Annotated in this window: 18 protein-coding genes; 12 read left to right on the forward strand and 6 right to left on the reverse strand. The window is 40.4% G+C overall.

Translation table 11 applies throughout. From position 1 onward, the window contains the following. Positions 1 to 252: 252 nt before the first annotated feature. From FTU01_RS03355 to FTU01_RS03395, 9 genes are all read left to right on the forward strand, one after another. Positions 253 to 1,521, forward strand: a complete 1,269-nt coding sequence (locus tag FTU01_RS03355) for a HAMP domain-containing sensor histidine kinase (protein ID WP_180138128.1) — start codon at positions 253 to 255, stop codon at positions 1,519 to 1,521. Positions 1,522 to 1,607: 86 nt separating this feature from the next. Continuing rightward, positions 1,608 to 4,358 (forward strand): bifunctional [glutamate--ammonia ligase]-adenylyl-L-tyrosine phosphorylase/[glutamate--ammonia-ligase] adenylyltransferase, encoded by a 2,751-nt coding sequence (glnE, locus tag FTU01_RS03360; RefSeq protein ID WP_180031545.1) that lies wholly within the window; start codon positions 1,608 to 1,610, stop codon positions 4,356 to 4,358. 24 nt (positions 4,359 to 4,382) lie between these two features. Continuing rightward, entirely contained in the window at positions 4,383 to 5,309 is a 927-nt protein-coding gene (locus FTU01_RS03365) for a branched-chain amino acid transaminase (RefSeq protein ID WP_180002350.1), read from the forward strand. A gap of 396 nt (positions 5,310 to 5,705) precedes the next feature. Next, the gene (locus FTU01_RS03370; RefSeq protein ID WP_180138130.1) at positions 5,706 to 6,476 is read left to right on the forward strand and encodes a glycosyltransferase; all 771 of its coding nucleotides are present in this window, start codon (positions 5,706 to 5,708) and stop codon (positions 6,474 to 6,476) included. A gap of 27 nt (positions 6,477 to 6,503) precedes the next feature. Continuing rightward, positions 6,504 to 7,478, forward strand: a complete 975-nt coding sequence (locus tag FTU01_RS03375) for a capsular polysaccharide biosynthesis protein (RefSeq protein WP_180138132.1) — start codon at positions 6,504 to 6,506, stop codon at positions 7,476 to 7,478. A 3-nt stretch (positions 7,479 to 7,481) separates the two neighbouring features. Continuing rightward, positions 7,482 to 8,246: a glycosyltransferase family 25 protein gene (locus FTU01_RS03380; protein WP_180138134.1), complete on the forward strand. Its 765-nt coding sequence runs from the start codon at positions 7,482 to 7,484 to the stop codon at positions 8,244 to 8,246. Between the two features lie 13 nt (positions 8,247 to 8,259). Next, positions 8,260 to 9,030: a glycosyltransferase family 25 protein gene (locus FTU01_RS03385; RefSeq protein WP_180025138.1), complete on the forward strand. Its 771-nt coding sequence runs from the start codon at positions 8,260 to 8,262 to the stop codon at positions 9,028 to 9,030. A 32-nt stretch (positions 9,031 to 9,062) separates the two neighbouring features. Further along, a complete protein-coding gene (locus FTU01_RS03390; RefSeq protein ID WP_180138136.1) occupies positions 9,063 to 9,923 on the forward strand; it encodes a WlaTC/HtrL family glycosyltransferase in 861 nt (286 codons plus the stop codon). 12 nt (positions 9,924 to 9,935) lie between these two features. Continuing rightward, positions 9,936 to 10,853, forward strand: a complete 918-nt coding sequence (locus tag FTU01_RS03395; RefSeq protein WP_180025140.1) for a hypothetical protein — start codon at positions 9,936 to 9,938, stop codon at positions 10,851 to 10,853. Here the strand turns inward: FTU01_RS03395 and FTU01_RS03400 are convergent. The 4 genes from FTU01_RS03400 to FTU01_RS03415 all read right to left on the reverse strand — a co-directional run bounded on the left by FTU01_RS03400 (position 10,850) and on the right by FTU01_RS03415 (position 14,761). Further along, positions 10,850 to 11,695 (reverse strand): lysophospholipid acyltransferase family protein, encoded by an 846-nt coding sequence (locus FTU01_RS03400; protein ID WP_180138138.1) that lies wholly within the window; start codon positions 11,693 to 11,695, stop codon positions 10,850 to 10,852. The two genes, FTU01_RS03395 and FTU01_RS03400, sit on opposite strands and share 4 nt — an antisense overlap. 18 nt (positions 11,696 to 11,713) lie before the next feature. Continuing rightward, entirely contained in the window at positions 11,714 to 11,935 is a 222-nt protein-coding gene (locus FTU01_RS03405) for a hypothetical protein (RefSeq protein WP_005232078.1), read from the reverse strand. A 115-nt stretch (positions 11,936 to 12,050) separates the two neighbouring features. Continuing rightward, a complete protein-coding gene (aspS, locus tag FTU01_RS03410; RefSeq protein ID WP_034704264.1) occupies positions 12,051 to 13,835 on the reverse strand; it encodes an aspartate--tRNA ligase in 1,785 nt (594 codons plus the stop codon). Positions 13,836 to 13,996: 161 nt separating this feature from the next. Further along, positions 13,997 to 14,761: a DUF4184 family protein gene (locus tag FTU01_RS03415; RefSeq protein WP_180002344.1), complete on the reverse strand. Its 765-nt coding sequence runs from the start codon at positions 14,759 to 14,761 to the stop codon at positions 13,997 to 13,999. Between the two features lie 141 nt (positions 14,762 to 14,902). Here FTU01_RS03415 and znuD point away from each other — a divergent pair, with 141 nt between their 5' ends. Continuing rightward, positions 14,903 to 17,029, forward strand: coding sequence for a zinc piracy TonB-dependent receptor ZnuD (gene znuD, locus FTU01_RS03420; protein ID WP_180138139.1), 2,127 nt, complete (start codon positions 14,903 to 14,905; stop codon positions 17,027 to 17,029). Between the two features lie 105 nt (positions 17,030 to 17,134). Beyond that, a complete protein-coding gene (locus FTU01_RS03425; RefSeq protein WP_180138141.1) occupies positions 17,135 to 18,598 on the forward strand; it encodes a phospholipase D family protein in 1,464 nt (487 codons plus the stop codon). An 82-nt stretch (positions 18,599 to 18,680) separates the two neighbouring features. On the opposite strand, the gene FTU01_RS03430 is transcribed toward FTU01_RS03425, so the two are convergent. Beyond that, on the reverse strand, positions 18,681 to 19,139 hold the full coding sequence (locus tag FTU01_RS03430; RefSeq protein ID WP_004782151.1) for a hypothetical protein: 459 nt from the start codon (positions 19,137 to 19,139) through the stop codon (positions 18,681 to 18,683). Between the two features lie 178 nt (positions 19,140 to 19,317). Here FTU01_RS03430 and FTU01_RS03435 point away from each other — a divergent pair, with 178 nt between their 5' ends. Continuing rightward, the gene (locus FTU01_RS03435) at positions 19,318 to 19,758 is read left to right on the forward strand and encodes an RcnB family protein (protein WP_180138143.1); all 441 of its coding nucleotides are present in this window, start codon (positions 19,318 to 19,320) and stop codon (positions 19,756 to 19,758) included. Positions 19,759 to 19,849: 91 nt separating this feature from the next. Here the strand turns inward: FTU01_RS03435 and FTU01_RS03440 are convergent, their stop codons facing one another. Continuing rightward, positions 19,850 to 20,347: a phosphate-starvation-inducible protein PsiE gene (locus FTU01_RS03440; RefSeq protein ID WP_005232065.1), complete on the reverse strand. Its 498-nt coding sequence runs from the start codon at positions 20,345 to 20,347 to the stop codon at positions 19,850 to 19,852. Positions 20,348 to 20,452: the final 105 nt, after the last annotated feature.

Below are 20,452 nucleotides of genomic sequence, written 5' to 3' on the forward strand. Positions count from 1 at the left end.
AAATGAATTCAGGAATTTCAAATAATTATATGTAATTTTTTATAAGAGGAATATTTTCTCAAGTAATTCTTAATATTTAAATATCAAGGTATTGAAGCTATCAATGTATCTTTAGAGAAATAAGTTAACAAATCCTTTGGTCGATAAATGAGATTTTAACGTTGATTAAATATAGAATCTTTGTTATTGATTGTATTAATTTAGTCGGTTGTAATTTTTATTCTATATTCCATAACATCCAGAGAGGCAGACATGGAACTAAAACTGCTAGAGATCGGTCAGAATACGGAGCAGTTAAGCTCGTGCCGTATATCTCTCATTTTAGGTGTCTATACCTCTGACAATTTATTAGACACCTTCTGTAAGGTCGCCCGTAAAGTACTCGGCGTTAAGACCTGTATCATCGGATTCCATATGGAACCCTATATCTGGTACAGCTGTCCGCTCGGTTTTCGCGGTTTGCACGTACCACAGAATGTGGACATCCCTAAATATCTACAAGAAATGGATGTGATCGATCAAAATCATCCTGCATATGTAGAACTATCAGATCATGTGAACAGCCTTGGCGTAGTCCATCAGCGGCTCGTAGCATTCAATTTGAAATCAGCCCAAGGACAGTCTTTGGGGCAGGTGGTTTTCTTTGACGATCAGACTGAAGTATTTGATCAGGAAGCTATTATTATCGTCCAGCAATTTGCTGAATCTTTAGTAAAACGAGTTAAACTGAATGAGGAACATACACAGCTGAAAGAGTTATACGAACAGCAATGTGCACAAAACTTCAGTAAAATCAAATTCTTCCAAATTATTGCTCATGACCTGCGTGCACCTTTCCATGGTCTGTTAGGCTTCTCGGAAGTGCTGGCACAGGAACGTGACACTCTGGATGAATCCAGTATCCAGAGTATTTCTGATTATTTATATGATACGGCTCAATCGACGTATAACTTGTTAGAAAGTCTGTTGACCTGGGCGATGGCCGAGGGTGGACGTTTCGTTTATCATCCGATTAACTATGAATTAAAACAGTCTACTAAAATTGTCTGTGATGTACTGAAAAGTCTGGCGTTGAAAAAGAATATTGAGCTGATTGACCAGGTTCCTGAAGATATTAAGGTGCATGCTGATATCAATATGATTACTTCGGTCTTGCAGAACCTGGTATCGAATGCGCTGAAATTTACTCCAGTTGATCAGGGTGGCCAGGTGATTCTGGCTGCTGAAATGGAAGGTGAGCAAGTCAAGATTACTGTTCAGGATACTGGTCTCGGTATGACTGAAGAGCAAATGGAAAATCTGTTTAGACCTAATCTCACAGTGAGCTTAAAAGGCACAGACAATGAGAAAGGCGCAGGTCTGGGTCTGGTACTGTGTAAGCGTTTTGTAGACCTGAACCATGGACAGATTGTCGTAGATTCTAAAGAAGGCGCTGGAACCACCTTTACTGTGCATTTACCTAAAGTGACCAATGATCATCAGGCATTGGTACTTGAAGACCTGCATACTGAAAAGTCCTGAAAATCATAAATTTCTATTAAAACCGTTCCCACTCGGCCTGAACTCCTGCTATAACTAAATAAAAGTTTTGAGGGAATCACCGAGTGATGGATGCGGTACAATTGCAGAAAACCTTAAGAGCCAGTCAGTATGCAGAACAGGTATTGGCCAATCATCAAGATCTATTGAATCAGGATTATGCAATTGATCAGTTTCAGGGATCACTCGGCACTGAACAGATTCAAGACTTAATCTATTCCAATCTATTAAATATCAGCGATGAAACCATGTGGATGCGTAGTTTACGTATTCTGCGTGCTCGCCTGATGTTCCGCTGGATCTGGCAGGATGCCAATCAACTCACCGATGTCATCACACTGACCCGCGAGCTGTCTGATTTCGCTGATGCCTGTATCTGTGCTGCCAAAGAGTTTGCCCGTATTCCTCTAGTCGCCAAATATGGCCAGCCAATTGGCTATAACGGTAAAGTTCAGGATCTCATTATTATTGCAATGGGCAAGCTGGGCGCTCAGGAACTCAACCTTTCCAGTGATATTGACCTGATTTTTGCCTTTGATGAACAGGGTGAAACGGATGGGCGCAAATGCATTGATGTTCAGCAGTTCTGCATTCTATGGGGGCAAAAGTTAATCTATCTGCTAGACCATATCACTGCTGAAGGTTTTGTATTCCGTGTTGATATGCGTCTGCGACCTTGGGGTGATGGTTCTGCTCTGGCCATCAGTCATGCCGCACTAGAAAAATATCTTAGCCAGCATGGGCGTGAATGGGAACGCTATGCTTGGATCAAAGCCCGCATCGTCAATCCGAGTCCAGAAGGTGATGAACTGCTGGATATGACCCGTCCTTTTGTATTCCGTAAATATGTCGATTACAGCGCTTTTGAAGCCATGCGCGAAATGAAGGCGATGATTGAGCGTGAAGTACAGCGCCGTAATATTGAAGATGATATCAAGCTTGGCGCAGGCGGGATTCGTGAAGTTGAATTTATCGTGCAGGTTTTTCAGCTGATTTATGGCGGAGCCAAGTTAGAGCTGCAAGACCGGCAATGTCTGGTCAGCCTGAATCATCTGGATGAGGCTGAACTGCTGGATGAACAGGCGGTGACTGACCTCGAAGATGCCTATTTATTCCTTCGTCGGGTAGAGCATGCTATTCAGGCGCTGCATGATCAACAAACCCAATGTTTGCCGACTGAGCCAGATTTACGTCAACGTATTGTGGATACTTTGGGCTTTTCAGACTGGTCCGCCTTTATGGAAGTGCTGGATCAAAAACGCGCTAAAGTGATTTACCAGTTTGAGCACTTGATCAAGGAAAATGGACCAGAGCCTCAAGGCAAAAGTTTTTCTCAACTCGAACAACAGCTGAATGAAGTTTTAGATGATCATGCGAAAAATCTGGTACATGAATTCTGGCATGGACATGCCTTAAAAAAACTGCCAGCCAAAGCCATTCAACGTTTAAAAACATTTTGGCCTTATCTGATAGAGGCGATTCTGGAATCAGATAAACCGCAAGTTGCACTGGTCCGCCTGATGCCATTGGTTGAATCGGTCATGCGTCGTACGGTATATCTGGTGATGCTGATTGAAAGTAAAGGCGCTTTACAGCGTTTGGTCAAGATGGCGACTGTCAGCCCCTGGATCTGTGAGGAGCTTACTCATTATCCGGTATTGCTGGATGAGTTCCTGTCGATGGATTTTGAATTGCCTAAGCGGCAGGATCTGGAAGATAGCCTGCGTCAGCAATTGCTCAGAATCGAAATTGATCAGGTTGAAGATCAGATGCGGGTGCTGCGCCTGTTTAAAAAATCCAATGTCCTTGCGGTAGCTGCCAGTGATGTGTTGGCAGAAAGTCCTTTAATGAAAGTCTCGGATGCCTTAACGGATATTGCAGAAGTCTCAGTGAATGCTGCGCTGCATCTGGCTTATCAGATTGTGGCTAAACGACATGGTTTTCCGTTGGATGCAGAAGGGCAGCGCTGCTCAATAGAACATACGGCTTTTGCCGTCATTGGCTATGGCAAAGTCGGTGGCATTGAGTTGGGTTATGGTTCGGATCTGGATCTGGTCTTCATTCATTATATGGGTGAGCAGGCAGATACGGACGGTCTCAAGCCGATTAGCGGTTTTGAGTTTGCCATGCGTGTGGCACAGAAGTTTATGTCGCTCATGACCACACAAACACTGGATGGACGTGTCTATGAAGTCGATACCCGTCTACGTCCTTCTGGAGAAGCAGGGCTGCTGGTCACTAGCCTGAAAGCATTTGAGCAATATCAGTTGAAAAATGCATGGCTATGGGAGCATCAAGCCTTGGTACGCGCACGTTCCATTGCCGGAGAAAATAGCCTGAGAGAGACATTTGAAGCACTACGCTGTAAAATTCTTACCCAGAAACGCGATATCTGTCATGTACGTAGTGAAGTTCTGAAAATGCGTCAGAAAATGAAAGATCATCTGGGTTCTTCCAAAGAGCAAAAAAAAGATGGGATTTTTCATTTAAAACAAGATGCAGGTGGTATCGTTGATATCGAATTTATGGCACAGTATGCGGTGTTAGCTTGGAGTGGGACGAATAAAGATCTCGCCCATTACTCCGACAATGTAAGAATCCTTGAGGATGCCGCAAAATCAGGTTGCTTATCCAGCGACGATGCGACTGCTCTGATTCAGGCTTATCTCCGTGAACGCGCCGAGAGCCATCGCTTAGCCCTTGCAAATCAATCCATGCAAGTGTCTGCAAGCGACTGGCACGATACCCGAAAGACCGTTTGCAAGTTATGGCAAAGACTGATTGATCCAAGTGCAGTATTTGCACTGGATAGTGAATAATTGTGAAAAATTGGAGTTTGTGGCATGAATTTGGCTGATCGTGATGGTTTCATTTGGCAAGATGGACAACTAGTAGACTGGCGTGAGGCGAAAACTCACGTATTAACACATACTTTGCATTACAGCATGGGTGTGTTTGAAGGTGTCCGTGCTTATGAAACCCCGAATGGAACGGCTATTTTCCGTCTGAAAGAACACACCAAACGTTTGCTCAATTCTGCAAAAATTTATCAAATGAAAGTTCCATTTGATCATGCAACATTAGAACAAGCTCAAATTGATGTGGTTCGTGAAAATAAATTGGCATCTTGCTATTTACGTCCAATTATTTTTATTGGCTCTGAAAAATTAGGTATTGCTGCTACTGACAATACTATTCATGCTGTAGTTGCAGCGTGGAGCTGGGGTGCTTACCTTGGTGATGATGCGATGGCGAAAGGTATTCGTGTAAAAACTTCATCATTCACACACCATCATCCAAACGTGACTATGTGTAAAGCCAAAGCATCTGGTAACTACACATTATCGATTCTTGCTCACCAAGAAGTGGCACATTCTGGTTATGACGAAGCAATGCTGCTTGATCCGCAAGGCTATGTATGCCAAGGTTCAGGCGAAAACGTATTCCTGGTACGTGATGGCGTAATTCATACTCCAGACATCGCTGGTGGCGCATTAGACGGTATTACACGTCAATCGATTATTACCATTGCTAAAGATCTTGGTTATGAAGTGGTAGAACGCCGTATTACTCGTGACGAATTCTATATCGCAGATGAAGCATTCTTTACTGGTACTGCAGCTGAAGTCACACCAATCCGTGAATATGATGACCGTCAAATTGGTGAAGGGGTACGTGGTCCAATTACGACTCAAATCCAGAAAGCCTACTTTGATGCGGTTCAGGGTAAAGACCCTAAATATGCACACTGGTTAACTTATGTAAAATAAGTGAATTAGCAAATAAAAAAGGACTCATTTGAGTCCTTTTTTTATTTTAGTGACTCTTTCTCAAAATATTAAACTATTAGGTTGTTAGGTAGAGAAGCCAATAAATTGCAGAAAAAATGACGACTCTCATATTTTGGAAAGTTATATATTCACTATAAAAATAAACGAATAAGCGTAACGAACAACTAAAATTAGTGTTGCTCTATACTTATCATTCAAATATGAACTTTATTTTGATATAAGTTGCTGGAAAAATATTCAATTCTTGTGATGAAAAAATGAAGATTATATTTCTTTATGAGATTTGCGGTAAACTGTGCAGAAATGAAAAGCAATAGGCTCAGTCAGTACCAGTAATGGTATGATACTGATATTGCATAGGTGGATGATGGGTGCATGAACGCAAAGCAAAATGACCTTAAGACTCAGAGTGAACAGTCACCTGAACAAAATATTGTGATCTGTATGAAATGGGGCACAAAATATGGGTCTGAATATGTCAATCGTCTTTACAATATGGTGAAGCGACACACAACCGTTGATTTTCAAATGGTGTGTTTAACTGACCGTACTGAAGGGATTGATCCAAATGTGCAATGCTTTCCTATTCCACCATTGGCTTTGCCAGAAGGGGCGCCAGAACGTGGCTGGAATAAGCTCTCTACCTTTGAACCGGATCTCTATGGTTTAAAAGGAAATGCTTTATTTTTAGATCTGGATGTGGTGATTGTCGATAATATCGATGAATTCTTTACACATCCGGGTGAGTTTCTGATTATCCATGACTGGAAACGACCATGGCGTATTACGGGGAATAGTTCAGTTTATCGCTTTAAGCTTGGAGCTTTACCAGGCCTTTTACCATATTTCCGTGAACACTTTGATGAAATCCGTCAAAAATTCCGTAATGAGCAGGCTTATCTATCTTGGTATGTGGATCAGGAGAAGAAACTTAGCTATTGGCCAGATAGCTGGTGTAAGAGCTATAAATACCATTGCCTACAAAAAATTCCGATGGCTTATTTCAAGCCGCCAGTAAAGCCTGAGGGCGTAAAAATTATTATTTTCCATGGGGAAATTAATCCACCTGATGCCATTAATGGTGGTGGTGGTAAATGGTATCGCTATGTGTTGCCATCCCAGTGGATCAAGGATGCTTGGCAGTAAGTCTCTTTGTTGAGTGTTAAATTAAATATGCAGCAGCACTTAGATATTGTCATTGCATGGGTCGATGATAATGATGTCGGACTTCAGCAAAAGCGCTTGTCTTATCTCGGACAAAGCCATGTTAAAACTGAAGCGACGCGTTTTGCCAGTAATAATGAAATTTATTACAACATTGCCTCGATTTTAAAATATGTACCTTATGTGCGACATATTTATGTAGTGACAGATCAGCAAAAACCGCTATGGTTAGATGAGTTTGAGCAACAAGGGCTTGCCAAAAAAGATCAGATAAAAATCATAGATCATCAGGTTTTATTTGCGGGTTATCAGCAGTATTTACCGACGTTTAATTCATTATCTATTGAAATGATGTTGTGGAATATCCCTAATATTTCACCGTATTTTCTTTACTTAAATGATGATTTTTTCTTTAATGCACCATCAAATGTGGAAGACTTTATTGTAAATGATCAAGTAAAAATCTATGGTCATTGGCAATCATGCAAAGCTTTAAAGCTGAAGTTTAAATGGCGAAATTGGCTCAATAAAACGTTGAATAAAACTCCGAAAGCCAAATACACTATGGCACAAATGCTGAGTGCTGATGTGGTTGGGCTTGAACGTTATTTTGAGATTCATCATCGTCCACACGTGTTGGTGCAGCAAGTACTAGCAACATTTTTTAAAGAACATCCGCAACTGTTAATTGAACAAATTTCACCGCGTTTTCGTAGTTTTTATCAATTGCTCCCTGTTGGGTTGAGTAATCATTTGTGTATTCAAAATCAGCATGCGACTTTATTGCCTGATGTTCCTATTGCCTATTTGAAAAATGCTGAAGGCATTGAGGTTTTTAAGCAAGCATTACATCAAGCTGATATTCCTTATGGGTGTGTGCAAAGTTTAGATCAATTTGCCGTAGAGCAGAGACAGCAAGTGATTGATGCTTTAAATGCCAAATTTAAAGATTACTTACCACAGTCACTGCTATATCAAGAGTAAATTATGAAAGTTGTTACTTATTTAATTAATCTAGATGGTAGTGATCAGCGTCTAGAGCAGGCAACGCAGCAGTTAAACGCTGTGAAATGGCCGTTTGAACGGTTCACTGCTTTTGATGGCCGTGGTAAAGCACTGACTGAATTTAGCCAATATGATGACCAAGGTACACAAGAGCTTTTAGGGCGTCGTTTGATGAATTCTGAGCTAGGTTGTTATTTAAGTCATTATGGTTGTACTGAGAAATTCTTAACTACTGATGCTGATTATTTAATTGTCCTCGAGGACGATATGAAAATTGATGATAATTTTCATCAGCAACTAAAAGCCACATTGGATTATTTAGATACACATAAAGATCTAGATTGGTATTTAGTGAACATCGCAGCGAAAAAGAAAAAGTTTGCTAAAGATATCACCTATATAAACACAATTAGTTTATGGCATGCCTTTTATTTTCCTATTCGCGGTTTAGGCCTGATTTGGTCACGCCAAGGTGCCCAAGAATTTGTACAAGCAGGTCGAACCATTAATATGCCTGTAGATATTTTCTTCCAAACCTGGCTAAGTAAAAATGGTAAGGGTTTAGGCGTATGGCCAGCTTTGGTTCGTCCAGCAGGCTTAGATAGTGATATTTTAGGTACAATTGCCACGCAGGGGATTTCTCGTAAAGAAAAAGAAAATCGTGCGTTTTCGTATGGTTTTAAAAAGCAAAAACGTATGTGGCGTGACCGCTATTTCGCTTTAAAACATTTAATAAAATCAAAATAGATTATTCTGGGTTATGAAAAATATTGTTATTAGTTTAAAAACAGCTACTGCACGTCGTGAACACATTTGTAAGGAATTTGGAAAGCAAAATATAAATTTTGATTTTTTTGATGCTTTGACACCAGATTTAGCCAAACCTTTAGCGGAAAAAATGCACTTGAATGTTGGGGATGAGTATTTAACAGGTGGCGAGTTGGCATGTTTTATGAGCCATGTCTCTGTTTGGCAAAAGATGGTCGACGAGCAGATTCCATATATTGCAGTATTTGAAGATGATATTTTTTTGGGTCAAGATGCATTCTCAATTTTTAGTACATCTGCATGGATTCAAGAAAACTGGCATATTATTAAAACTGAAGCATTCTCCGAAAAAGTTTTATTGGCGAAAGATACATTTAATATTGAAAACACTGACCGTAAAATTAAACGGTTAACCAGTAAAAATTTAGGAACGGCTGGATATATTTTGTCCTTAAAAGGAGCAAAAGCTTATCTCACTTATATACAACAGCAACATTTAATACCTCTAGATGAGTTAATGTTTAGAGATTTTATTCAAACTAAGCAATGTGACGTTTATCAAATGTCACCAGCTATTTGTATACAAGAAATGATGTTATATCCAGAGAAGAAGACAGTTCTTTCAAGTGATTTAATAGATGAACGTAAAGTAAGGATGAAGAAATATAAGAAGAAGGGATGGGCAAAAATACAAAAGGAATTGCTGCGTATCTTTAGTCAGGTGAAATATACTTTATTTGCAAATAATGTAAAATTTTACTAATAAAGATTTTTTAATATTTAAGGGTATTTTAAGTGATTGATAAATCTGAAATTACAATAGTAAGTGCATTCTTTGATATAGGCAGAGGGAATTGGAGCGTAGAAAAAGGCCATCCTAGTTACTTGCAACGTTCTCCTGAAAAGTATTTAGATTATTTTTCTAATTTAGCTGAATTAGAAAATGATATGATAATTTTTACTTCTTCAGAATTTTCAGAAAAGATTAGAAAAATAAGAAAAAATAAAAAAACTATTGTAGTGGAAATTGATATTAATAGTAAATTTTCAGATTGTAGAGAAAAAATAAAAGCTGTACAAAATAGTAGTGTATTTAAAAACACAGTTGACCCAGCTCAATCAAGAAATCCAGAATATTGGTCGCCAGATTATGTTCTAGTAACTAATTTGAAAGCATATTTCGTAAAAAAATCTATAACAAGTAAGTTGGTAAATACTCATTTGGTGGCTTGGGTAGATTTTGGTTATTGTAGAAGTAAAGAAACACTCAATGGTTTAGTGAAATGGAAATATCCATTTAATGAAGATAAAATTCATTTTTTCACGATTAATAAAAACTTTAAGATTAGTAAAGAGTTGGTCAATGAATCAATTTTAAGAAATCAAGTTTTTATTATAGGTGGTGCAATTGTTGGCACTAAAGAAAAATGGCTTAATTTTTCTAATATAGTATATAACTGTCAAAAAGAAATATTACTTGATTCTATGGTTGATGACGATCAAGGAGTATTTATGATGGCCTTTTTAGAAGATAAAGATAATATCAAATTAAACTATTTGGGTAAAAACAAATGGTTTAACTTATTCAAGTTATTTGATGAAAAATCAAAATCAAATATTTTTGAGAAGTTTAAAACTTTATTGCGATTGAATTGAAAAGTAGGATATATGAAAGATTTGACATCATCAATTATTTTGGGGGCAGCTACAGGTTATACACCAGATAAAGTGGAGGTTTTTTTAGAGAGCTTAAGTGTCGCAAAATATGAAGGGAAAGTTGTACTTTTTATAAATGATAATCAATATGAAGATTATAATTTATACTTTTTAAAAAAAGATTATGCCTTTAAACTGGAATTTAGCTTAAGTAGAATTGGGATACTAAGTTCAACGAAAAAAATTGGTAAAAATTTAAAAAAACTAATAAAAATTCTAAGTGGTATTATTGTTAACTTAGAGCCCGCTCTGAAAAAAGATTTTATATATTTTCTCGGGCTACCACATGTTTCGAGATTTTTTGATTATTACAATTATCTTTTATTAAAAAGTACTAATGAAGATATTATGTTGACAGACACACGAGATGTGATTGTACAGCGTAATCCATTTGATAATAATTTGAATGGATTATACTTAGGTATGGAACATTCTCGTATTCTAATTGGGCAAGATGATTTTCATATAAAGTGGATTAGCGACGTATATGGGAAACAATATCTCAATAAAATTGGATCAGAGAAAATCTGTTGTGCAGGAGTCACTTTAGGAGATCATAAGTCTGTTATGTTGTATTTAAAAACAATGATTGATGAGTTTATGTCTTTACCTTATTACAAGATGGTTCGTTCTAATTATGATCAAGGTATACATAATAAATTGCTTTATTCTAATAATTTTGAAGATGTCGTTCATTGTGATCCTCTTAAATCTATTATTTCAACTGTAGGTTTAGTTCCTAGAAATGAGATCATATTAAATTGTAATAATGAGATCCTAGATTTAGATGGACGCGTATCAACTATAATTCATCAATATGACCGTCATAAAGATATAGAAAATATTTTTATTAAAAAATATTTAAATTAGCTTTTAACTTTCTTAAACCTTTTATAACCCCACAAATACTGCTCTGGAGCAATGTTAATCATTCGCTCCATTTCCTTGTTTAAGGTATCTACAGAAAGCTGTAAGTCTTTAGAAAGAATATCTATTGATAACTCAGTTACATGAATATCAAAGCCGTTTAGATCATCATGACGTAAACAACTTAAGCCAATCACAGAGCATTGGGTTTTTGCAGCCAACTTAGACAGCAGGGTAGAAGATAGAGCATTCTGTCCATAAAAAGGTGAGTAAATACCGCCGCTTTCTTTGGGCACATGGTCAGGAAGAATGGCAGCAAATCCACCCTGTTTTAGATGCTTGAATAAAGCTCTTACACCAGTTTCATCAGTCGGAACAAGGGTAGCATTTAAACGTTGCCGTGCTTCGAGCATAAACCGATCGACATCAGGATTTTTGCTCGGTTTATACATGATGACAGGGCTAGTGTGTTGATTCACCCAGGCATTAAGTAACTCCCAAGTACCAAAATGAGGAACGACTGCTAAAGTTCCATTCGGGTTTTTCAGTGCATCAGTAAAAATTTCTGGATGATGAATATTCCGGATTTGTTTTAATGCGAACTCAGGTTCAGAACCCCAAATTTTGACTGACTCGGCATAGGTCATGCATTGGCTTTGAACACTTCGTTTTGCCAGTCGTGTACGTTCTGATGCTGACAGTTCAGGATAGGCAATCCCTAAATTAATTTCTGTAGTACGGCGAATCGATGAATTCGTGATATAGAGAAGTGATCCAACACTTTTCGCCAAATTTTGAATGAATCTTAACGGGAGTTTGGAGAAGTTCTTGAGTAATGCGTACATGGTGTGCAGCTTGCCTGATTAAGATTCTTGATCAGGATTGCCTTTAAGCACCATATAAATCAGACCTACAAAAATGACAAGTGCACCTAAAATACTGCTCAGGCAGAAGTACACAATACGGTCATTGGTGTCCAGGTTAAACAGGTTGTTTGCAAGGATATAGCGCATGAACAGCCATTGTACGACTGAAAACACGATCAGCATGATGCCACGGTTACGAACAGCAGGACGCATCGCCATTGCCAAATTACCTAAAAATAGAAACTGAAGCTATTATGCCACTGTCGTGCAGGCTTCTCAATGCAATAAAAAAGCCCTGTTAGAACAGGGCTTTTTTACTCAAATCATCAAGAAATTATTCTTGAGATTCGGCTTTTGGTTTTTCACGTAAGCGAATACCCAAATCACGCAGTTGAGTTGATTCAACTGGTGCAGGTGCTTGAGTCAATGGACATTCAGCAGTTTTGGTTTTCGGGAATGCAATCACATCACGGATTGAAGATGCACCAGTCATTAGCATCACCAGACGATCCAGACCGAATGCCAAACCACCATGCGGAGGCGCACCGAATTTAAGCGCATTTAGCAAGAAGCTGAATTTCTCTTCTGCCTCTTCTTCAGAAATACCCAGCGCTTCAAAGATCGCTTTTTGCATTTCTAAAGTATAAATACGCAGTGAACCACCACCGATTTCAGTACCATTCAATACCATGTCATAAGCAACAGACAATGCTTCGCCTGGATTATTCTTCACATCTTCAACGCTTGATTTAGGAAGCGTGAACGGATGGTGAACAGAAGTCCATTTGCCATCATCAGTTTCTTCGAACATTGGGAAGTCAACTACCCAAAGCGGAGCCCATTCGCAAGTTGCAAGGTTCATATCATGACCAATTTTCACACGAAGTGCGCCCATTGCATCATTCACAACTTTGGCTTTGTCTGCACCGAAGAATACGATGTCGCCATTTTCAGCACCAACACGTTTCAACAGATCCAGCACGATTGGCTCGATGAATTTAACGATAGGTGATTGAAGACCTTCAATACCTTTCTCAAGTTCATTGACCTTGATGTAAGCCAGACCTTTCGCACCGTAAATACCAACGAATTTAGTATATTCATCGATTGCGCTACGTGGCAGTGAGCCCGCACCTGGAACGCGAAGCGCAACGATACGGCCTTTAGGATCTTTAGCAGGACCTGCGAATACTTTGAACTCGACGTCTTGCATCAAGTCTGCAACGTCAACAAGTTTCAAAGGAATACGTAAGTCTGGTTTGTCAGAAGCATAGTCACGCATTGCTTCTGAATAAGGCATACGTTGGAATTTGTCGAATTTGATGCCAAGAAGTTCGTCGAACATCTTAACAGTCATGCCTTCCATCAAATCCATAATATCGTCATCGCTCATGAACGATGTTTCGATGTCGATTTGAGTGAATTCAGGCTGACGATCCGCACGTAAATCTTCGTCACGGAAACATTTAGCGATCTGGTAGTAACGATCTACACCACCTACCATCAACAACTGTTTGAACAGCTGTGGTGATTGTGGAAGCGCATAGAAGCTACCATTAGATACACGGCTTGGAACTAAGTAGTCACGCGCACCTTCAGGGGTCGCACGAGTCAAGATCGGAGTTTCAACGTCTAGGAAACCGTGATCGTCTAAATAGTTACGGATCAGGTTGGTCACTTTAGAACGGAAACGTAAACGATCGATCATTTCAGGACGACGGATGTCCAGGAAACGATATTTCAAACGAATTTCTTCAGAAATGCTTGTATTTTCGTCATTCAGTGGGAATGGAGGAGTTTCAGACTGAGCAAGAACTTCAATTTCTTTACCCAATACTTCGATTTGACCACTCACCATGTTGGCATTTTCAGTACCCGCATAACGGCGACGTACACGGCCTGTAATTTTTAATACGTATTCAGAACGTGCTTTGTCTGCTGTTGCAAACGCTTCAGGTGTATCTGGGTCGATAACCACTTGAACAAGACCGTCACGGTCACGCATGTCAAGGAAAATGACACCACCGTGGTCACGGCGACGGTGTACCCAACCGCATAATGTTACGGTCTGGTCAATTTGAGCTTCGGTTAAAGAACCGCAGTAATGAGTTCGCATCATAGCGTTAAAAATCCAACTATATGGGTTAAGGAAGCGTATACGTAAACAGCGTACCGCCTTTAGCAAAGGTAGGATTATGCCTCTTTGGGCATGTTGTCACAAGAACTTGAGGCAAAAACAGTATCATTTTAAAGTGAATAAGCAGGAAGTGAGAGATTTTCCTAGCCCATACGCCGATCACGATCCAGAAATAAAAATAGCAGACAGCCCAGACTAAAAGTGATTAAAAAGCCCTGGCTAAATTCATTGATAGAGCGGCCGGTAAAATAATACAGATCAGATCGCCAAGCATCATCCGGAATATAGCGCATATAGTCCCATGTCGAAAATAAACCTGTGAGCGTAGATAGACCGAATAGACCCCAGCAAAAGAGGAGGATCTTGTGACTGACGCTTAAATATTGCTGGTGAGTTTTATAGTAATGCAGACTCATCCATAGAATAAAAGGCAGAGCCAGAGCAGAAGTCCCGATCTGCAAAATCCGGTGTAGAGGATAAGTTCGCCCTAAAATTTGATACTGCTGGCTGAGAATGTCATAAAAGGCAAAGGTTCGAAAATCCACATGGGTGAGACCATCCCAAATAATATGGGTTGCTGTCCCAATCATCACTGCAATACACATAGCGCAAATAAATCTGAATGCTGAAAATAGATTATGAATATTTAAATCATGTTGTATGCCAATGAAACGATAAATCACTGGCCGGTAAATCAGGTACCAGACCGCACAAAAAATAAGACCAATCCATAAATCAGGGTGAATCAGCGAAGACCATAAATGAGTAATATTAGAATTCTTATGGGTAAAAAGACGGTACAGATCAGGAACCATACTGCCAATCGCTAGCGCAGCAACAGGTAGCCGATTGCCAGTTAAATATGAAATAGGTGGAGCGAGTACAGCATGAGATAAAGTAAAGGGCATAAAAAATAGTGTTTTACTACAATGAAAAATATTCAAATGACATTCTAATAAAATATCTCATTGATTATCGTAAAAGATTGCAAAAACAATGAAATGTTATATTATAACAATATTCGAAATTGCTGAATTTGAGCTTGGGTCATGTCCTTTTCTAAGAATCTAATAACACTCTCAATTTTTGCTGTAGTTGCGCCTACGGTATTTGCTGAACAGTCATCTTCTTCTATTCCTGTACAAACCATGGATACCATTCAGGTACAAGCTCATCCACTGGTACAGACTGCGGCAGATTTTGCAGTTGCTGATCTGATGGTGGACCAGAAAGCCTTATCTGAACGTGCGACGGCTATTGGTGATGCGCTGGCTGATGAACTTGGAGTGTATTCAAATCAGTATGGAACCGGAGCGAGCCGACCGGTAATCCGCGGCCAAGATGGTCCACGTGTCAAAGTTTTGCAGCATGCTTCTGAAACGGCTGATGTATCTACTCTATCTCCTGACCATGCGGTAACTGTTGATCCGATTCTGGCCAAACAGGTCGAAGTGATTCGTGGCCCATCAACTTTGCTTTATAGCGCGGGAACCGTCGGTGGTCTGGTTAATGTCACTGATCAGAAGATCCCAACCCAAATGCCGGAAGATGGTCTGGAAGGGACTGTTGGACTACGTTACAACTCGGGCAGTGATGAAAAACTGGCAAGTGCAGGCGTGACTGCTGCAGTCGGTGAAAATTTTGCGCTGCGTGTCGAAGGTACTAAACACAAAGCCAATGACTATATTGCGCCTGATTATGTAGTAGAAGAACCTCATGGCGATCATTCACATTTTCACAAAGAACGTCGTGTAGGTAATACCTTTGCTGAAGGCCAGACCGTGAATATTGGTGGATCATGGATTCATGATCGTGGTTTCGTTGGCCTGTCTTATAGCAACCGTCAGGATGAATATGGCTTGCCGGGGCATAGTCATGAATATCATGGCTGTGTATTGCATGGTGATCATTTCCATGGCTGTCCAGAGCTGGGTGCTACCGCAGAGCATGAAGAAGAGCATGGCGGACCATGGGTAGATCTGAAATCTGAACGTTATGAAGTACGTACTGAACTGGAACAGCCTTTTGCCGGTTTTGACAAGTTACGTGCCCATGCCAGCTTTACCGATTATGAGCATGATGAGCTGGAAGAAAATGAAGTGATTAGTAATTTCAAAAGCAAAGGCTACGATGGCCGTTTAGAGCTGGTGCATGTTCCGGTTGCTGGTTGGGAAGGGGTAATTGGCACCCAATATAGCCAGCAGAAAATCAATCTGGCTGCTACAGAACATGATCATCATGAAGATGGTGACGAAGATGATGAAGAACATCATGTTCATGGTTCAAGCGTAGTCATGCCAGATACCAAAACTGAAAAATACAGTCTGTTTGCTTTAGAGCATAAACAACTCGGTGATGTGCATGTCGAACTGGGTGCACGTGTTGATCATCAAAAAGTACAAGTTGAATCTGAACAGAAAAATTATTCAGGCACAGGTATCTCTGCTTCTGCCGCTGCGAATTGGGAATTTGCCCCGAACTATAAGTTATCCATTGTAGGTTCACATCAGCAACGTTTACCACTGGCGCAAGAGTTGTATGCCAATGGTCTGCATTTTGCCACCAATACCTATGAAGTCGGTAATCCTGATCTGGAAAAAGAAAGCTCGAATAACCTGGAGCTGGGTTTCGAATATGAAGGTGCTAAGCTGGATTATCATGCGCATATTTACCATAACTGGTTTGATGACTATATCTACGGTGCGACAACCGCCAGAAATGGAAATTTGCGTGGGGTAGAATATACTCAAGATAAAGCTCGTTTCTATGGGGCTGAAGCAGAAGCTACTTATGCATTAAATGACACATACAAGCTTGGTGTATTCGGTGATTACGTGCGCGGCAAAATTGAGGGTGAAAATGCACCCCGTATTCCAGCAGGCCGCTTAGGAACCAAGGTTGAAGCAGACTTTGCCGATGGCTGGTCAGGAATGGCAGAGTATTATCATGTCTTTAATCAGGACAAAACGGCCAGTTATGAAGATGAAACCCAAGGCTACAACATGGTCAATGTCGGTCTAAGCTATGCCAATACCATTGCTGATAAAAATGCCTATCGGGTTTATTTTAAAGTCAATAATCTGCTCGATGATCAGGTCTATTCACATAGCTCATTCCTGTCGAATATTCCGCAAGTCGGACGTAATTTCACAGTCGGCGTACAATATGATTTCTAGGATTCAGATGAAATAACTGACCGAATCCAAGTACTGTCACTGAAATAGACTTGAAAAATCATCAGATTAAACCTAGCCTGAGTATATTGGGTTAGGTTTTTTTTTATGCGTATCTTTCAACGAATTCACAATAAACTGAACTGGTCAAACCGCCGTTATGCGGCCTTGATCATTGGTGTGCTGATGGCCAGTTATCTGGCTTCAGCAATTTATCATACTTATAAACCCTTACCTGAAGGGCTGAATTACACGGGTAAGCTGCGCCATGCACAGGTGAAATTTCTGGTCGATCAGACTTATCTGGATGCACAGGGCAAGCAACAACTGGATCATCAGATTTTTAATGAAATGCTGAAGATGGTTGAGGAAGCAAAATCCCTGATCGTGCTGGATATGTTCCTGTTTAATCAGCAAACCGGTGCCTCTAAACAGGAACATCAGGCACTCAGCAAACAGCTCACAGAGGCCTTACTCAACAAGCGATTGATGCAGCCTGAAGTGGAAATCAAATTTATTACCGATCCGATTAATTCTGTCTACGGTGGAATTACAGCACAGCATTATCGTGAACTGCGTCAGGCAGGAGTAGATGTAATCGAAACCAATCTGACACCGCTGCGTGCTTCTAATCCAAGCTGGTCAGGTTTCTGGTATCTATGCTGTCAGGGGATTGGCAATAATCCGGAAAAAGGCTGGTTGCCGAATCCGTTTGGTCCAGAAAAAGTGACTTTACGCAGTTATTTCGACTTGTTTAATTTCAAAGCCAATCATCGTAAAACACTGGTCGTTGATACAGATCAGGGCTGGAAAGCACTGGTCACTTCAATGAACCCCCATGATGGCAGTTCACGGCACTCCAATATTGGTCTACTGGTCTGGGGCAGGACAGCAATTGATATTCTTGCAACAGAACAGGCGGTCGGGATCATGTCTCAAGCCAATATGCCGGCTGTGATTGCAGGTGAGTTTGAAGCGGAAAAAAACCAGCCTCAAGTTCAGGTGCTAACTGAAAAAGCCATTTATGAGGGAGTTCTAAAGCTGCTTGAAACGGCGAAAGCAGATGAGCAGATTGATCTGGCGATGTTCTATCTGTCAGAGCGTAAGATTGTGAAAGGGCTGATTGCAGCGCATGAGCGTGGTGTAAAACTTCGAATTTTACTTGATCCAAACAAAGATGCATTTGGTCGTGAAAAAAATGGCATTCCTAACCGGCAGGTGGCTTCAGAACTGCATAAAGCTGGTATTCCGGTACGCTGGTGTAATACTCAAGGCGAGCAATGTCATAATAAAATTCTGATGAAATATGATGCTCAGCAATCTGAAATGATTTTAGGTTCCGCTAATTTCACGGCACGTAACCTAAAAAATTATAATCTGGAGACCAATCTGCGTGTGCTCGGACAGCCTCAGGCGGAAGTCTTTAGTGATGCGCAGCGGTATTTCAATACGGCCTGGTCTAATTTGAATGGCCGTTCCATGAGCGTGGACTATGCTCAATATGCTGAAGAGTCATTCTGGAAGTACTGGTTATACCGTTTTATGGAATGGAGTGGTTGGTCGACGTTTTGATTTTAAATCCCTCCTAACCTCCCTTTAAAAAAGAGAGGAAGGTCCCTCTTTATCAAAGAGGGATTTAGGGAGATTTCTAGTATTAGCTTTTCGATTCTGGATTCGGCGGAACCAGTTGATCCAATTCTTTATCTGTCAGCTCATCCAGTTCAGAGATATCAGTCTTGATTTTCCATTGTGCTTCATCATCTACCGGATTTGGTAAACGTGCTTCTAGCCAGTCACATACCACATCTGGTGGAAAATCAGCATGATTGCACTGGATCACCCAAGACAGGAAATCTTTGGCTACACCATTCATATAAGGCGGTGGAGAAACTGGAAGAAACTGAGTCGGCAGGCGCTCATTTTTAGAAATATAGTTCAGGACGTGACCTAGTTCCTGCACAGTTTGCCATGCCAGAGGATGATCGACATTGATCTGAAATTTAAACCACCAGGCCTGTTTACCATCCGAGCCATAGCTATCAATCAGTCCTTTTTGAACACTGGGTACCTTGCAAAAATATTCATATAAACGATCGAAATTTAAATCAGACACAGTATGCAACTCAAAGCATTAAAAAAGTGATATTAGCATACGTACTTCAGCGCTCATCACGCAAGCCTGTTAAAGTCATGGAATTAATTACAAAACTTTGCAGCAGTAGGGGATTTATCCATATTTTCTGCATGGATTTTGGTTAAAATATGGACAGAAATTTTTGGAGGACGCACTTATGAAAACATTAGCTTCAGGTGCATTGCTGGCTTCATTCCTGTTCGGTATTGCAGCGCCCGCTTGGGCGGATAATGCCTGGGTAGGCTATACTGGTATTGATCGTTCTAAACCTCAACATCGTCCTCCATCGCGTCCTCATTATGCACCGCAGCCGCCTCATTGGCAGCGGCCCTATTATCCGCAACGTCCATCCCATGGCGGATATTATCCTCCTGCGCAGAGCCAAAGCGGGTTCAATATCCAGTATCAGGCACCGACCACGATTTACCAGAATTCCAATAGCTATAGCTGGGTCAATGGTGATCCAAATGTGGCTCGCATTGAAAGTTCGCGATATACAGTGATTAGTGACTGGCAGCGTTTGGGATTAGCGGCACCACCACGCGGAAGTTACTGGATTTATGAAAATGGACGTTATGTATTGATGAATAATCGTTAAAAGAAATTCCCTCTCTTGTTAGGAGGGGTGATTAATTACCCTCTTGCGAAGCAGTGCTTCTCACCTTTTGCAAAGGGGGACTTTTCTATGACTATGCCAACTCATCATCTTCCGGGCGTGGGGTTTTACCTTCTGGTAAGGGCTTTTCGCTATGCTTGTCACGAATGACAGATGGATAGGTCCAGGACGCATAACGGACCACCAGAATGGCAAAAGCTAGAATCAGAATCGAACCGGTAATAATAACCTGATCCATGCTGGCTTTGTGCGTATGCTGAATATCAGAAATTAGTAAACGGGTCAGGGCAGTAATTGCAATATAAATCAGGAACCGGACCGGCATATGATTGGTCTTGAAATAAATGCCCACCATGGCACCAAGTTCCAGATAGATAAACAGTAAAAGAATATCATCAATGGTGGCAAACTGTTTGACAGTCAAGATGTCAAATACAGTATGACCTGCAGACCAGATCACCATACAGCCAATAATGAACAGCGCAAGATAATGGAAACTTTCAACGGCAAGATTACCAAATCGGTCGAGGAGAGTCTCTATTCTTTTCACTTTAGACTCAGATTTACTCATGTTCTCCTCCTGATTTTCATGTGAAATAACATATGAACAGGAAAGAACTAGCAAAGATCATGCACAAAAAGAGAAAAATAAAATAAAAGTGAAATTATTCGAACT

The organism is Acinetobacter sp. YH12043, from assembly GCF_013419915.1.
Lineage (GTDB): Bacteria > Pseudomonadota > Gammaproteobacteria > Pseudomonadales > Moraxellaceae > Acinetobacter.